Origin of the sequence: uncultured Chryseobacterium sp. (genome assembly GCF_936933875.1) — a bacterium.
Lineage (GTDB): Bacteria > Bacteroidota > Bacteroidia > Flavobacteriales > Weeksellaceae > CAKZIK01.
The window spans coordinates 1-14,138 of sequence record NZ_CAKZIK010000006.1 but is presented as its reverse complement, the minus strand read 5'-3'; the positions used below and the strand labels follow the sequence as shown (position 1 = coordinate 14,138).

Below are 14,138 nucleotides of genomic sequence, written 5' to 3'. Positions count from 1 at the left end.
TGAAAGGCTTATTATTGCTAACATTACAGGGTTATGATTAAAAACGGATAATCAATTAAATTTTTAAATTCAGCAATAAAAAAATCTCTCTTTTGCTCGAATTTTTTTCGGTTTTCTTCAACATCAAAAACTTCAAGGTATTTAGCTAAAGCAAATTGCGCAGGAGTATTAACACTGAAACATAGGTATTGATGAACTTTTCTGAAAGCTTTAGTTAATTTTTCAGATGCTACAACATAGCCCACTTTCCAACCGGTAATGCTGAACATTTTTCCAAACGAGAAAACGGAAAAGCAGCGTTCTTTTAATTTCGGATGATGAAATGCACTCGTGAAAATATGTTCATCGTAAGTCAGCAAATCATAAACTTCATCAGAAATAATAATAATTTCGGAGTCTTTGATGATTTGCCAAAGTTTTTCAAAATCATCATTTTTCCAAATTTTTCCGGAGGGATTGTGTGGTGAATTGATGATGATGGCTTTTGTTTTTTCATTTATCTCAGAAGAAATTTTTTCAAAATCAGGTTCGAAATTCTCTTTGAGGGAAACTGTTACAGCTTTTCCACCATTAGTTTCAATCGCTGGAATATAGCTGTCATAGCTTGGTTCCAAAATAATTACTTCATCTCTTGGAAGAAGAATTGTAGCCAAAGCACAGTAAATTCCGTAGGTTGCTCCCGGAGTTACGGTAAGTTCAGAAGTAGAAACATCAAGCGGATTTTTACGGACTTTATTAAATGTAATTAAATTTTCAATCAAAGGTTGAAATCCTGTCATTGGTGAATATTGATTGAAGTTTTGCTCCGTTCCGTCAGCCAAAAATTTCTTCAGTAAAGGATCAATTTCAAAATCAGGAAAGCCCTGTGATAAATTCACAGCCTGATGTTTTACAGCCAAAGCCGTCATTTCCGAAAATATAGTTATGTCCTTTCCTGAATGTTTATTTTTAATCATAACTCAAAAATATAAATAACATCCCAATTTATTTTTCAAATTATTATTAAATTTAAAATTCTAAATTTTGATAAATGAAAAAGATACTTATTCCGCTGTTTTCGGCTGTCCTTTTAACCAGTTGCGCTTCCATCAACTATTCTTATGATGGTAAAGCTTTCAAAAACTCAATGAATTCTATTTCGCAGGAAAACCTGAAAAAAAACCTATATGTTATTGCTTCCGACGAGATGGAAGGAAGAGATACAGGAAGTCCGGGACAGAAAAAAGCCGGCGAATACATTATAAATCAGTATAAAAATTTAGGAATTTCTCATCCTGCACAGTTAAATTCTTATTATCAAAAAGTTCCCGCAACATTTATGAATGCAAAAAGCAGAGGAGCCGGACTTCCGGATTCCGAAAATATTTTGGCATTTATTCCGGGTTCCGAAAAACCGGACGAAATTATTGTGATTTCCGCACATTATGATCACGTAGGAACCAGAAACGGAAATGTTTATAATGGTGCAGACGATGACGGAAGTGGAACAGTTGCAGTAATGGAAATTGCAAAAGCTTTTCAGCAGGCTAAAAGTAAAAACCACGGGCCAAAACGCTCTATTCTTTTCTTACACGTTACTGGTGAAGAACACGGCCTGTTCGGTTCTGAATATTATTCGGAAAACCCTGTTTATCCATTAGCAAACACAGTTGCCGACTTGAATATTGATATGATTGGAAGATGTGATGCTGAAAATTGTGGCAAAAACTATGTGTATGTTATCGGTTCTGACATGTTGAGTTCAGATTTAAAGAAAATTAATGTAGCAGCTAATGAAAAGACTAATAAATTGGAACTGAATTACAAATACGATGATCCGAATGATCCGCAGCGTTTGTATTACCGTTCGGATCATTACAATTTTGCTAAAAATAATATTCCGGTTGCCTTTTTCTTTGATGGCATTCATGAAGATTATCACAAGCCTACAGATGATCCGGAGAAAATTGATTACAAAGCTTTACAGCAACGCGCACAATTGGTTTTTGCAACAGCTTGGGAATTGGCTAACAGAAAAGACAGAATTGTGGTGGACAAAAAATAGAGTAGCTCCAACAGGAATCGAACCTGTATCTAAAGTTTAGGAAACTCTTGTTCTATCCGTTGAACTATGGAGCCTTACTTCAAAATTATTAAAACTTCCGGAAAATATTCGGAAGTTTTTTTTGTAAAATAAAACAGCCCGCTCTTTAGAAGCGGACTGAGTAGATAAAACATCTCATTTTTTAAAGTTATACCAAGAAAAAAGCACAGCCGACAATGCTGTGCTTAAATTTTTATACCAAATTTAATTGTAAATCTTGTTGTAGAAAAGAAAATTGTTTTCACCTCAATTTTTATTTCATAGTAAACTTAACAAAAAAAATAATACAAAAGATGAACCAAGTGTTAAAATTCACACATTTTCCACAAAAAATTGTGGATAAGTCTGATTTTCAGGACAATAAATTTACAGTTGTAAACTTTTGAGGAAATCTGCAGCTCGTTTTTCGTTGAATTAAGTATTATTTTCATCTACAAAACCAAACGGGTCGCCAAAGTAAGGAATTTCCAAATGGATATTCTTAAAATCTGCGATTCTAAAGTTTCTCAGCTATATACTTCGCTGTATGAGATTTTTTATTGTTCGCCAAATCTTCTGGAGTTCCCTCAAAAACAACTTCACCGCCGTGTTTTCCGGCTTCCGGACCAATGTCGATAATCCAGTCTGCAGATTTGATGATGTCGGGTTGATGTTCAATCACAATCACAGAATGTCCCAAATCTATCAATGCCTGAAGCGATTTTAATAATTTCTGAATATCGTGGAAATGCAGTCCGGTTGATGGTTCATCGAAGATGAATAAGGTTTTTTCATTGGTCACACCTCTAACCAAAAACGACGCTAATTTCACACGTTGTGCTTCACCGCCGGAAAGAGTAGAAGAGGACTGTCCAAGCTGCAAATATCCCAAACCAACGTCCTGAAGTGGTTTCAGTTTAGTAACAATTTTTTCTTCTTTGTTGTCTTTGAAAAAAGCTATGGCTTCATCTACCGTCATGTGAAGAATATCCGAAATGTTTTTATCATCGAATTTTACTTCCAGAATTTCGGTTTTGAAACGCGTTCCTTTACAGGTTTCGCATTCCAGTTCGATGTCCGCCATAAACTGCATCGAAACGTTGATGACGCCTTCTCCTTTACATTCATCACATCTTCCGCCATCCACATTGAAAGAAAAATGTTTGGTTTTATAACCCATCATTTTCGACAATTTCTGTTTGGCAAAAAGATCACGGATATCGTCGTAGGCTTTCAAATAAGTTACAGGATTAGAACGTGAGGATTTTCCGATTGGATTTTGGTCGATGAGTTCGATATTTTTTACCAATTTTTTTGGAAATTCCACCGAATCGTAATCGCCTTTTTTTCCACCCATTCCAAGTTGGATTTGAATATCGTTCGTCAGAATTTCCTTCATCAAAGTAGATTTTCCGGAACCGGAAACCCCCGAAATCACCACCAAACTTTCCAATGGAACATCAACATCAATATTTTTCAGGTTATTTTCTCGCGCTCCTTTGATGTGAATGAATTCTTTCGCCTTTCTACGTTTGGAAGGAACTTTAATTTCAAGTTCGCCCGTTAAATATTTTGAAGTCAGCGTGTCGGCATTTTTTAAATCCTTAAAATTGCCTGCAAAAACCAGTTCTCCACCCAAATATCCGGCTTCCGGACCAATGTCGATGATGTAATCTGCAGCGCGCATTACGTCTTCATCATGTTCTACAACGATAACTGTATTTCCCAAATCCCTTAAATTTTTCAAAACCTGAATAAGATTTTCGGTATCTCTTGAATGAAGTCCAATTGAAGGTTCATCCAAAATGTAAATAGAGCCAACGAGCGAACTTCCAAGCGAAGTAGCCAAATTAATTCTCTGCGATTCACCGCCGGAAAGTGTGTTGGAAGTTCTGTTGAGTGTTAAATATCCTAATCCGACTTTCAATAAGAAATCTAAACGTGTTGTAATTTCATACAGCAAACGTTTTGCGATTTCAGCGTCGTGTTGGGATAATTTTAATGAATTAATCAAAGGTAAAAGTTCATCCAAAGGCAGTTCAATCATGCTCTGGATATTGTGTCCGTCGATTTTCACCCATTCTGTTTCTTCTCGCAAACGCAATCCTTCGCAAGTTGGACAGGTTGTTTTTCCACGATAACGCGACAGCATTACTCTGTACTGAATTTTGTACAGATTTTCTTCCAGCATTTTAAAGAAATTGTTGACTGAAGGAAAGTTGCGGCTCTCATCACCTTTCCACAGGTAATTTTTCTGCTCTTTCGTGAGTTGAAAATACGGCTTATGAATCGGAAATTCTTTTCCTACACGCTTAATAAAGGCTTTCTTCCATTCGCTCATCGTTTCGCCTTTCCAGGAAACTACAGCGTCTTCAAAAACTGAAAGATTCTTATTTGGGACCACTAAATCTTCATCAATTCCAATTACTTTTCCGTAACCTTCACATGTTGGACAAGCGCCATAAGGATTGTTAAAACTGAAGAAATGAACATTTGGTTCTAAAAATTCAATTCCGTCGAGTTCAAATTTATTGGAAAATTCTCTGATTTTTCCAGTGTCTGTATTTTTCAAAGAAAGATAGCCGTGACCTTCGTAAAACGCCATCTGAATGGAATCTGCCAATCTTTGTAAGAAATGTTCATCATCTTCGTAAGAAAAACGGTCGATGACAAGATGGATTTCCATTCCTTTTTCAGGAACAAAACCAAAACTTTCCAAATCTTCGATTCCGGCTACATTTCCGTTGATTTCAAGTCGGGTAAAACCTGAAACTTTCAGCGTGTTTAAAGTTTCTTTGAAATTTTTGATATCGTAAGAAAGCGGCGCTCTCAAAAGGAAAGCAGAACCTTCATTTTTTTCGATAAAATCGACTACATCCGTTACCGAATTTTTTTTCACTTCAGCTCCGGAAACTGGTGAGAAAGTCTTTCCAACTCGTGCGAAAAGCAGTTTCAAATAATCATAAATTTCCGTAGAAGTTCCCACTGTGGAACGTGGATTGGACGAAATTACTTTCTGCTGAATCGCAATCGAAGGAGCCAATCCTTTGATGTCATCAATTTTTGGTTTTTCTAATTTTCCCAAAAACTGTCGCGCGTAAGAACTCAAACTTTCCACATAACGCCTTTGCCCTTCCGCATAAATCGTGTCGAAAGCCAATGAAGATTTCCCCGAACCCGAAACACCGGTAATGACGACGAGTTTATTTTTTGGAATCAGAACGTCGATGTGCTTCAGGTTGTTCAGATGCGCATTTTTGACAAAGATTTCCTTTTTTATATCGATATTTTGTGCTGTAGCCATGGTAAAATTTGGACTGACAAAAATACAAAATTTCGGGGAGTTTTGTAAACACAAAAGACGCAAAGATTTATTAGAACTGTAAATGTTTTGATGAAGCGAAAACTTCTTTGTATCACAACTTATTTAAAAAAGTTAAAAAAATATTTGCATAATCAATTTAATATCGTAATATTGCAATATAAAAATACATTGTAAAATGGGAGTCACCAAAACACATCACTTTACAGAAGAGCAAAATGACATCGCAAATCTTTTGAAAGCATTGGCTCATCCTGCAAGAATTGCAATTGTAGAATATCTGCTTTCTGTTGATACTTGCATTTGTAACGATATTGTTGCGGAAATTAATCTTGCGCAACCAACTGTTTCACAACACTTAAAAGAATTAAAAAACGCGGGAATTATTCAGGGAGAAGTGGAAGGGAAGTCAATTTGTTACTGCATTAATCCGGAAACTTTGAGGAAACTCGAACATTTCATTATGGAAATTCGCAGAAAATTGGAAAGCAACGGTCAAAACTGCTGTTAGAATGGAAACTGCTTTTATAATCGCCACAATTTTACTGATCGCTTTCGCTTTATTGGCCTTTTGCGATCGTGTTTATCTGCATTTATTCAGATATAAATTTTACGAACATCAGGAGAGTAAATTTGAACATTTCACGCACACCATACGGGCTTTTCTTTTTGTTGGAATTTTAATTTCTGCCTAAATTCAATTTAATGATAAAAAATGAAGCCGAAATGCTTTTAATTTAAAATCTAAAATTCAAAATCTAAAATTTCTAAAATATGGAAACCAACGAACAAATTAAAGAAATGGTAAAGCAAAAATACTCTGAAATTGCTTTACAGGATAAAGATACCAACGCTGCATCATGCTGTGGAGCCGGCGGTTGCTCTACCGAAGTTTACAACATAATGAGCGAAGAATACGACGAACTGAACGGCTACAATCCCGATGCAGATTTGGGTTTAGGCTGCGGTTTGCCAACGAATTTTGCAAAAATTAAGAAGGGCGACACCGTTGTAGATTTAGGAAGTGGCGCCGGAAACGACTGCTTCATTGCAAGAGCCGAAACTGGTGAAGACGGAAGAGTTATCGGAATCGATTTTACCGAAGCCATGATTGAAAAAGCAAAGAATAACGCAACGAAATTAGGTTATCAAAATGTAGAATTCCGTAAAGGTGATATTGAAAATATTCCGATGACTGCGAATGTTGCTGATGTTGTGGTGAGCAATTGCGTGATGAATTTGGTTCCTGACAAACCAAAAGCTTTTGCCGAAGTATATAGAATCCTGAAACCAACCGGACATTTCTCCATTTCGGACATCGTGATTGTCGGCGATTTACCTGAAAAAATTAAAACAGCGGCCGAAATGTATGCAGGCTGCGTTGCAAGCGCCATTCAGAAGGATGATTACTTGAAAATCATAACAGACTCAGGATTTAAAAATATTCAGTTGCAGAAAGAAAAAGCGATCATTGTTCCGGATGATATTTTGAGAAATTATCTGAATGATGAAGAAATTCAGCAATATAAAGATTCTTCTACAAGAATTTTCAGCATTACAGTTTTTGGGGAGAAAGGAGACAGTTGCTGTTCGCCGAATTCTGGGTGTTGCTAATGGATGTGCGTTGTTAGGGTTTCAAGCCCTAACAACACTTTCAATATTTAAAAAGTAAAAAACGATGTTTCCAAACCTAAAAAACTCCATTAAGAAAATCGCTGAAATCAAAGTTTCGGAAGAAAGAAAAGAAATTCTGAAACCTTTGGCAGATTTTATTCAGATTAAGCTGGAAAACAGCGAAAATATCAATCTGAATTTCATTTGTACACACAATTCCCGCAGAAGTCATTTGTCGCAAATTTGGGCGCAAATGATGGCGGAATATTTCGGGGTTAAAAATGTTTTCTGCTATTCCGGCGGAACAGAAGCTACGGCAATGTATCCTAAAGTGACAGAAACACTCAGCAAACAAGGATTTCAAGTTCAAAAACTTTCTGAAACTGAAAATCCAATTTATGCTGTGAAATTTTCTGAAAATCTTCATCCTGTAATTTGTTTTTCAAAGAAGTTTGATGATGATTTCAATCCAAAAGGTGGTTTTGCAGCGATTATGACGTGCGATTCTGCCGATGAAAACTGTCCGGTTGTTTTTGGCGCAGAAAAAAGAATTCCAATAAAATTTGAAGATCCCAAAAAGTCTGACGGAACACCGGAAATGGATAAAATTTATTTCGACAGAAGCTTCGAAATTGCCTCGGAAATGTATTATGTTTTTTCAAAAATCAGGAAGTAATGTCTGCAAACAACTGTAACCCCATATATGAGAGAAAAAAACTTTCTTTTCTCGATAAAAATCTCACGCTCTGGATTTTTCTGGCAATGATTTTAGGCGTCGGAATTGGCTATTTCTTTCCCGATTCTTCAAACTTTATCAATCAATTTTCCTACGGAACTACCAATATTCCTTTGGCAATTGGTTTAATATTAATGATGTATCCTCCTTTTACAAAAGTCCGTTACGAGGAACTTCCTGAAGTTTTCAAAAACACAAAAGTTTTGGGAATTTCACTTTTAATGAATTGGATTATCGGTCCAATCTTGATGTTTGTTTTGGCCGTCGTTTTCCTACATGACAAACCGGAATATATGATCGGTTTAATATTGATTGGTTTGGCAAGATGCATCGCAATGGTCATCGTTTGGAATGAACTTGCCGAAGGAAACCGAGAATACGCTGCAGGTTTGGTTGCTTTGAATTCTATTTTCCAGGTTGTTTTTTATAGTATTTACGCTTGGTTTTTTATTACGGTTTTGCCTCCAATTTTTGGAATTAAAGGGACGGAAGTGAACATCACAATCAGTCAAATTGCCGAAAGTGTGGCCATTTATCTTGGAATTCCTTTCGTTGCAGGGTATCTGACAAGATTTTTCTTAAGAAAACTAAAAGGTGATGAGTGGTACAACAATGTTTTCATTCCGAAAGTATCGCCGATAACGTTGATTGCACTGCTTTTCACGATTGTTATTATGTTCAGTTTGAAAGGCGAGATGATTGTCCAAATTCCATTAGATGTGTTGCGAATCGCCATTCCAATGGTGATTTATTTCGCTTTGATGTTTTTGGTAAGTTTCTTATTGAGCAAAAAATTGGGAGCAGATTATTCCAAAAATGCAGCAATTTCGTTCACAGCGGCAGGAAACAATTTTGAACTTGCGATTGCCGTTGCAATTGGTGTTTTCGGCATTAATTCAGGTCAGGCTTTTACCGGAGTAATTGGTCCGCTCGTGGAAGTTCCGGCTTTGATTGCATTGGTAAATGTGGCTTTTTGGCTCCGGAAAAAATGGTATTCAAATTAATTTTAAAAATGACGACATTCAACAGAAAAGAACACTGGGAAAAAGTATTTTCAACGAAAGCAGAAAATGAAGTAAGCTGGTTTCAGCCAAATCCTGAAACTTCTTTAAAATTTTTCACTGAATATCAAATCGGCAAAGACGCGAAAATCATAGAAATCGGTGGCGATGCTTCCTTTTTAATTGACAAACTTTTGGAGTTGGGTTATGAAAACCTGACGCTTCTGGATATTTCTGAAAATGCTATTGAAAGGATACAGAAAAAGGTAAAAATATAATTTAAAAAATTTTTGATTTAAATCTTGTACGAAACTAAAAAAAGATATATAATTGTTATTATCAAAAAATTGTAACTGTTATGAGAAGATTATTCCGTGATTTTGTTACACACTTGATGAAAATGAGATAAAATTTATTGAAAAAAAGATTAAAAAAAGATGTTCATTCGAGCATCTTTTTTTATTTTGTATTTAACAGTTTACTTTAAATTTTTTACGAATTTGTTATTTATATTTGTGGCTTTAATCTAATAAAAGCTTTTTAGAATCTACATTTTTTACGTTTGAGTGAATTAGAGATTCGGCAAAAAATAAAAGAAAATTTATCTTTATGAAAAAACAGATCCTTTCCTTGGCATTTGTGAGCCTTTCTATTTTTTTATCAGCACAGGAGTCTGAAAATATTGAAGAAGTACATATCCAGGGTAAATTCCTGAACCTTCCTTACAAAAAAGTAAACGAAAACATTACCTTAATTACTAAATCGGAAATCCAGAATTCTCCGTCCCAAAGCATTGATGAAATACTTCAGCAATATGCCGGAATGGACATTAGAAGAAGAGGTTCCAACGGTGTACAGAGCGACGTTTCTGTTCGTGGTGGAAGTTTTGAGCAGGTTTTAATTTTTCTGAACGGAATCCGTATGAACGATTCCCAAACAGGACATAATTCCTTAAATATTCCTGTGGATTTATCCAACGTAGAGCGAATTGAAATTGTGAAAGGACCTTCTGCAAGAAGATTTGGAAACGGAGCTTATGCTGCAATCAATATCATTACTAAAACTTTTTCCGAAGAAAATGTGAAAATTTCTGCGGAAGGCGGAGATTACCAAACGTATAATTTAGGTTTGAGCAGCAATTTCGGCAATGAAAAATTTTCAGGTTTGTTCTCTGTAAATTCGGGTGCTTCGGAAGGTTACAGACATAATACCGATTATAAAATCAATAATATTTTTTATCAGAATCAGTTTAAACTTACGAATGGAAAGATTCAGTTTCAGGCAGGATTTTCTGAGAAAAAATTCGGAGCAAACGGTTTCTATGCATCGCCTTTAGCAACGGAACAGTACGAAGAAACTCAGGCCTCTGTTGTAAGTGTAATGCACAGCCAAGCTTTTGGAAAGTTTAATTTGAACTCGAATATTTTCTGGAGAAGAGGACAGGATATGTATTTGTACAACCGCGAAAAACCTGAAATCTACAGAAATATGCACATCGGAAATAATGTCGGCGGAGAAATTAACGGAAGTTATACTTCAAATTTGGGAACAACAGGATTAGGTGTGGAGCTTAGAAAAGAATTTTTGGTGAGCAATAATTTGGGCGACAGAGAACGTTTTATCACACAGCTTTTCTTTGAACATCATTTTTCTTTTATCGACAATAAACTTCAGGTTTCACCGGGGATTTCCTGGGCTAATTTCTCGAATTCCGGTGATTTTTTCTATCCGGGAATTGATGTTGGGTATGATTTCAACAATCAGCATAAAATCTATGGAAATGTGGCAAAAGTGCACCGCGTTCCTACTTTTACAGATTTGTATTATGTGAGCCGAACTGAGCAGGGAAATGCAAACTTAAATCCTGAAAGCGCAGTTTCGTATGAATTAGGATATCGTTTCTTAAAAAAAGGTTTAACGGCTAAAGCAAGCTTATTCGGAAGAAATTCTGAAGACGAGATTGATTGGGTGAAAAATTCGGCAGAAGAAAAATGGGCGGCTCAAAATATCGGAAAAGTAGAAACCAAAGGTTTTGAAACTGAAATCAATCAAAATTTTGAAGGCTTTTTGAAATCTTATTCCATTGGATATACGTTTACAGAAAACAAACTCAAAACAGAATCTGCTTTCACAAGATACGCACTGGATCAGCTTAAGCATCAGTTTATTGCTAAAATTGAGAACCGATTTCTAAAAAACTTTACCAACGAACTTTCATACAGATATCAGGAAAGAGCAACGGGTTACAGTTACAATCTTTTGGATGAAAAATTATCATTCCATCAAAATAATTTAGAGCTTTTTGTTCTCATCAATAATCTTACCAATACAAATTATACTGAAACTTTTGGAGTTCCAATGCCAAAAAGATGGTTTCATGTAGGGTTTAGCTACCAATTGGGGTTATAAAAATTTAAAAACGTATTTTTGCAGCCAATATGAAAAAATTATTCATTTCCTTTTTCGTGTTGGCTGCATTTTTTGTTTTTGCGCAGAGCGAACACATTTCGAGTTTTTCAGCGGTTACTGTTACTTATAATTTTCATCCCAAATTTTTCCTTTATGGCGAAGGTCAGTTAAGAGGAATCGAAGATTATTCTTACCCGGATTATTATGAAATAAAAGGCGGTTTGGGTTACAATTTAACCAAGAACCATAAACCTTTTTTGGGAATAGGAAGGTATGCAAACTATAAAAATCATGCTTTAAGTAAGGAAGAGTTTAGAGTTTGGTTACAGGATATTATCAGTTTCAAGCAGGGAATTGTGAAGTTTGAAAACCGTTTCCGAGCAGAACAAAGCTGGTTTTATGAGCCACAAACAGATGTTCATTCTAAGAGAAACCGTTTTCGTTACAGGTTAAATGTTTCGCTTCCTTTAAATGCTAAAGAGGTAAAACCAGGAACTGTTTTCGCAAATGTTTATGATGAAATTTTCTTTGTAACACCTATGAAACCTACTTTCGCAAGAAACCGCGTTTATGGAGGATTTGGTTATCAGATCGACCATAATTTCGGAATTGCATCAGGATACCTGTGGCAAAGAGAATTTGAAGCGAAAGGAAATAAAAACCTGCATTATCTTTATCTAGCTTTGAATATTACTTTGGATAAAGCCGAAGAAAAAGATTATCATTTCCCGGGAGCGGATTAACGGGTGGGAGTTGGAGCGTTTGTGGGTCCAGACTTGAGACTTTCAGAATGAGAGATTCATTTTCATGCTTCGTTCCTCTAACTTCAGGCCTCCTCCTTTCTAATATTTTTCAATTAAATAGCGGTACGCTTTCAGATATTTGTTGAGTCTTTTTGAGTCTTTTTCAGAAATAGGTCTATTGAAGCGGCGCAGATCCATATTATCGCGAAGATCGTTAAGCTTTACCGCGATTGAAAGTGGCGATTTCTCTGTTCTTTTGATGAAATCTTCATAATCTTCATCAGGATTAAATTTGGTAAGGCATTTCACCGCAAAAAGAATATACTCCGGAAAACCTTCTCCCCGTAAATAATCGAAATCGTAATCTGGGCAGTCTTCCACCACATCATGCAAAGCGCCCACAATTTTTTCATCAAGCGTTTTTCCGTAGTTCGACACCCGCATTACATGTCCAATATAAGGCGCATCGTATTTGTCTGTTTGTCCTTTGTGTGCTTTATCTGCAATTTTAATGGCTTTGTGGAGTAGTTCTTCCTTGGTCATCCTCAATTAATTTTACACAAAAATAATAAAAGCCTCAAAAAATTGAGGCTTTCCATATTTATTTTTTTAACGCTTATTCTTCATGCTCCACAGTTGCATTGGGAGCGTTGGATTTTACAGAATCGATGCCGGTTTCCATGGCCTGTTTTGTTTCATACATTTGGCTGTGTCCGATAATTTGGCCGTTTCCGGCTTTCAGACTGAAAAAATGCTTTTCGTTTTCAGCAATTTTGCGATCGTAATGTGAATCGTCGTCTGCATTATTTTTTACAGATTCAATTCCCTGTTCGCATGATGAACGGAAATTATAACCCTGACTTGCAAGAATGACCTGTCCATTATTGGCCTTCAGGACAAACTGATAATCGCCATTTATTCGTTTAGTGATTACAAACTTTCCCATATCTAATATTTTAACTTACTAAAGTTACCTAAAATAGGGGTTTCGCGCAAATTTATTTTTTTATGTTAAATTGCTCTAATTCCTTCTCTGAAAGTTTTTTTTCCGAGTTGGGAATCAACATTGTTCTTGCAAGTGGCGTTTTTTTCACCAGCATCGAATACAGTTCCGGATTTTCTGGGTTTTTATTCAGAATTTTATACAGCGAACTGTCTTTTATAACAACAGGTTTTTTAAAATCTATTTTTTTTAATGCATTCAGTTCAGGCAATTTATATTTGAGCGAATCCAGTTTTATTTCGGGAAGTTTTTCCTTTGGTTTTTGCTGGGAAAATGCCAAACCAGAAATTAAAATGAGACAAAATTTTAAGATTTTCATTTTTTTGTTTTGTGTAAAGTTAGGAAAAAAAACGCTCCGAAAAATGAATTTCGGAGCGTCCAAACCACATATTAAATTAATTAATATGTTCCTTTTTCCACGAAATGCTTAGCCACTTGTTCGGTTAACGCTACAACATTTGGTGTGTTGGTGTATTTTGTAAATCTTCTCAATCCAGAAAGCATCATTCTCTGTTCGTCGCCTTCTGCGAAGGAAACGATGCCTTCTTTTGCTGAAGTGATGATGGCTTCAACGGCTTTGTAAAGATTTAATTTTGCCATTGCTGCTTCTACTGAATCCGGAGCGAAACTTTTTTCAACTCTCAAGATTGCAGATTCTGCCATGTAAATTTGGTTCAGAATTTCAGAAGCGTTCAACAATAAGTGCTGCTGCTTTTCGATTTCTGTCATGAATTTCTGTAGCGCTGCTCCGGAAACCATTAAAAATACTTTTTTAAGGTTCGCGATTAACGCTTTTTCTTCAGACATAAAAGCAGAATAATCCGGAACTTCGAACGACGGAATTCCCATCAATTCTTTTCCAATCGCCATTGCCGGAGAAAGAAGATCTAACTGTCCTTTCATGGCACGTTTAATCAACATTCCAACTGCTAAAAGTCGGTTGATTTCGTTGGTTCCTTCGTAGATTCTTGCGATTCTTGCATCTCTCCAAGCTGCTTCCATTGGCGCGTCTTCAGAGAAGCCCATTCCTCCGTAAACCTGAATTCCTTCGTCAGCAGTTTTCTGCGTTAAATCTGAAACATAAACTTTCAGGATGGAGCATTCTACCGCGAATTCTTCAACACCTTTCAATTCTGCTTCCTGATGGTTCATTCCAGTTGCAACCAATTCATCAATTTTATCCTGAACATCTTTCGCTGCACGGTAAGAACCTGCTTCTGAAACGAAAATTCCGGTTGCCATTTCAGC

General features: G+C 36.1%; 14 protein-coding genes and 1 tRNA gene. 8 read left to right on the top strand and 7 right to left on the bottom strand.

The features are described from left to right. Positions 1-23: 23 nt before the first annotated feature. Positions 24-956 carry an aminotransferase class I/II-fold pyridoxal phosphate-dependent enzyme gene (locus tag Q0252_RS00655; RefSeq protein WP_297982504.1) on the bottom strand — a complete coding sequence of 311 codons (933 nt, stop codon included), beginning with the start codon at positions 954-956 and terminating at the stop codon, positions 24-26. A 74-nt stretch (positions 957-1,030) separates the two neighbouring features. On the opposite strand from Q0252_RS00655, the gene Q0252_RS00650 reads away from it, so the two are divergent. After that, positions 1,031-2,044 carry a M28 family metallopeptidase gene (locus Q0252_RS00650; RefSeq protein WP_297982500.1) on the top strand — a complete coding sequence of 338 codons (1,014 nt, stop codon included), beginning with the start codon at positions 1,031-1,033 and terminating at the stop codon, positions 2,042-2,044. A gap of 2 nt (positions 2,045-2,046) precedes the next feature. Here the strand turns inward: Q0252_RS00650 and Q0252_RS00645 are convergent. Together Q0252_RS00645 and uvrA are read right to left on the bottom strand one after the other, a co-directional pair. Continuing rightward, positions 2,047-2,118: transfer RNA gene (locus Q0252_RS00645), tRNA-Arg, on the bottom strand. 461 nt (positions 2,119-2,579) lie between these two features. Then, a complete protein-coding gene (gene uvrA / locus Q0252_RS00640) occupies positions 2,580-5,366 on the bottom strand; it encodes an excinuclease ABC subunit UvrA (RefSeq protein ID WP_297982497.1) in 2,787 nt (928 codons plus the stop codon). A gap of 196 nt (positions 5,367-5,562) precedes the next feature. Between uvrA and Q0252_RS00635 the strand changes: the two genes are divergently transcribed. The 7 genes from Q0252_RS00635 (at position 5,563) to Q0252_RS00605 (ending at position 11,887) form a co-directional block, all read left to right on the top strand. Continuing rightward, a complete protein-coding gene (locus Q0252_RS00635) occupies positions 5,563-5,895 on the top strand; it encodes a helix-turn-helix transcriptional regulator (protein ID WP_297982495.1) in 333 nt (110 codons plus the stop codon). A 263-nt stretch (positions 5,896-6,158) separates the two neighbouring features. Next, complete coding sequence (locus tag Q0252_RS00630) at positions 6,159-6,998, top strand: arsenite methyltransferase (RefSeq protein WP_297982492.1); 840 nt, start codon at positions 6,159-6,161, stop codon at positions 6,996-6,998. A 64-nt stretch (positions 6,999-7,062) separates the two neighbouring features. Continuing rightward, positions 7,063-7,674 (top strand): protein-tyrosine-phosphatase, encoded by a 612-nt coding sequence (locus Q0252_RS00625; RefSeq protein ID WP_297982488.1) that lies wholly within the window; start codon positions 7,063-7,065, stop codon positions 7,672-7,674. Then, positions 7,674-8,738 (top strand): ACR3 family arsenite efflux transporter, encoded by a 1,065-nt coding sequence (gene arsB / locus Q0252_RS00620; RefSeq protein WP_297982485.1) that lies wholly within the window; start codon positions 7,674-7,676, stop codon positions 8,736-8,738. The genes Q0252_RS00625 and arsB overlap by 1 nt, the downstream gene beginning before the upstream one ends. An 8-nt stretch (positions 8,739-8,746) precedes the next feature. Continuing rightward, entirely contained in the window at positions 8,747-9,013 is a 267-nt protein-coding gene (locus Q0252_RS00615; protein WP_297982483.1) for a hypothetical protein, read from the top strand. Between the two features lie 331 nt (positions 9,014-9,344). Then, complete coding sequence (locus Q0252_RS00610; RefSeq protein WP_297982480.1) at positions 9,345-11,144, top strand: TonB-dependent siderophore receptor; 1,800 nt, start codon at positions 9,345-9,347, stop codon at positions 11,142-11,144. Between the two features lie 29 nt (positions 11,145-11,173). Continuing rightward, a complete protein-coding gene (locus tag Q0252_RS00605; protein ID WP_297982477.1) occupies positions 11,174-11,887 on the top strand; it encodes a DUF2490 domain-containing protein in 714 nt (237 codons plus the stop codon). A 99-nt stretch (positions 11,888-11,986) separates the two neighbouring features. Here the strand turns inward: Q0252_RS00605 and Q0252_RS00600 are convergent, their stop codons facing one another. From Q0252_RS00600 to Q0252_RS00585, 4 genes are all read right to left on the bottom strand, one after another. Beyond that, on the bottom strand, positions 11,987-12,430 hold the full coding sequence (locus Q0252_RS00600) for a phosphohydrolase (RefSeq protein WP_297982474.1): 444 nt from the start codon (positions 12,428-12,430) through the stop codon (positions 11,987-11,989). Positions 12,431-12,503: 73 nt separating this feature from the next. Continuing rightward, positions 12,504-12,833 (bottom strand): YegP family protein, encoded by a 330-nt coding sequence (locus Q0252_RS00595; RefSeq protein WP_297982471.1) that lies wholly within the window; start codon positions 12,831-12,833, stop codon positions 12,504-12,506. Between the two features lie 52 nt (positions 12,834-12,885). Then, positions 12,886-13,209 carry a hypothetical protein gene (locus tag Q0252_RS00590; protein ID WP_297982468.1) on the bottom strand — a complete coding sequence of 108 codons (324 nt, stop codon included), beginning with the start codon at positions 13,207-13,209 and terminating at the stop codon, positions 12,886-12,888. A gap of 80 nt (positions 13,210-13,289) precedes the next feature. After that, positions 13,290-14,138: acyl-CoA dehydrogenase family protein (locus Q0252_RS00585; RefSeq protein WP_297982465.1), on the bottom strand; the 849-nt coding region annotated here is incomplete at its 5' end.

Coding starts and splice junctions, on each gene's coding strand:
- Q0252_RS00615 (WP_297982483.1), top strand. CDS start 8,747: ATGACGACATTCAACAGAAAAGAACACTGGGAAAAAGTATTTTCAACG.
- Q0252_RS00655 (WP_297982504.1), bottom strand. CDS start 956: ATGATTAAAAATAAACATTCAGGAAAGGACATAACTATATTTTCGGAA.
- Q0252_RS00650 (WP_297982500.1), top strand. CDS start 1,031: ATGAAAAAGATACTTATTCCGCTGTTTTCGGCTGTCCTTTTAACCAGT.
- Q0252_RS00605 (WP_297982477.1), top strand. CDS start 11,174: ATGAAAAAATTATTCATTTCCTTTTTCGTGTTGGCTGCATTTTTTGTT.
- uvrA (WP_297982497.1), bottom strand. CDS start 5,366: ATGGCTACAGCACAAAATATCGATATAAAAAAGGAAATCTTTGTCAAA.
- Q0252_RS00630 (WP_297982492.1), top strand. CDS start 6,159: ATGGAAACCAACGAACAAATTAAAGAAATGGTAAAGCAAAAATACTCT.
- Q0252_RS00610 (WP_297982480.1), top strand. CDS start 9,345: ATGAAAAAACAGATCCTTTCCTTGGCATTTGTGAGCCTTTCTATTTTT.
- Q0252_RS00595 (WP_297982471.1), bottom strand. CDS start 12,833: ATGGGAAAGTTTGTAATCACTAAACGAATAAATGGCGATTATCAGTTT.
- Q0252_RS00600 (WP_297982474.1), bottom strand. CDS start 12,430: ATGACCAAGGAAGAACTACTCCACAAAGCCATTAAAATTGCAGATAAA.
- Q0252_RS00635 (WP_297982495.1), top strand. CDS start 5,563: ATGGGAGTCACCAAAACACATCACTTTACAGAAGAGCAAAATGACATC.
- Q0252_RS00625 (WP_297982488.1), top strand. CDS start 7,063: ATGTTTCCAAACCTAAAAAACTCCATTAAGAAAATCGCTGAAATCAAA.
- Q0252_RS00590 (WP_297982468.1), bottom strand. CDS start 13,209: ATGAAAATCTTAAAATTTTGTCTCATTTTAATTTCTGGTTTGGCATTT.
- arsB (WP_297982485.1), top strand. CDS start 7,674: ATGTCTGCAAACAACTGTAACCCCATATATGAGAGAAAAAAACTTTCT.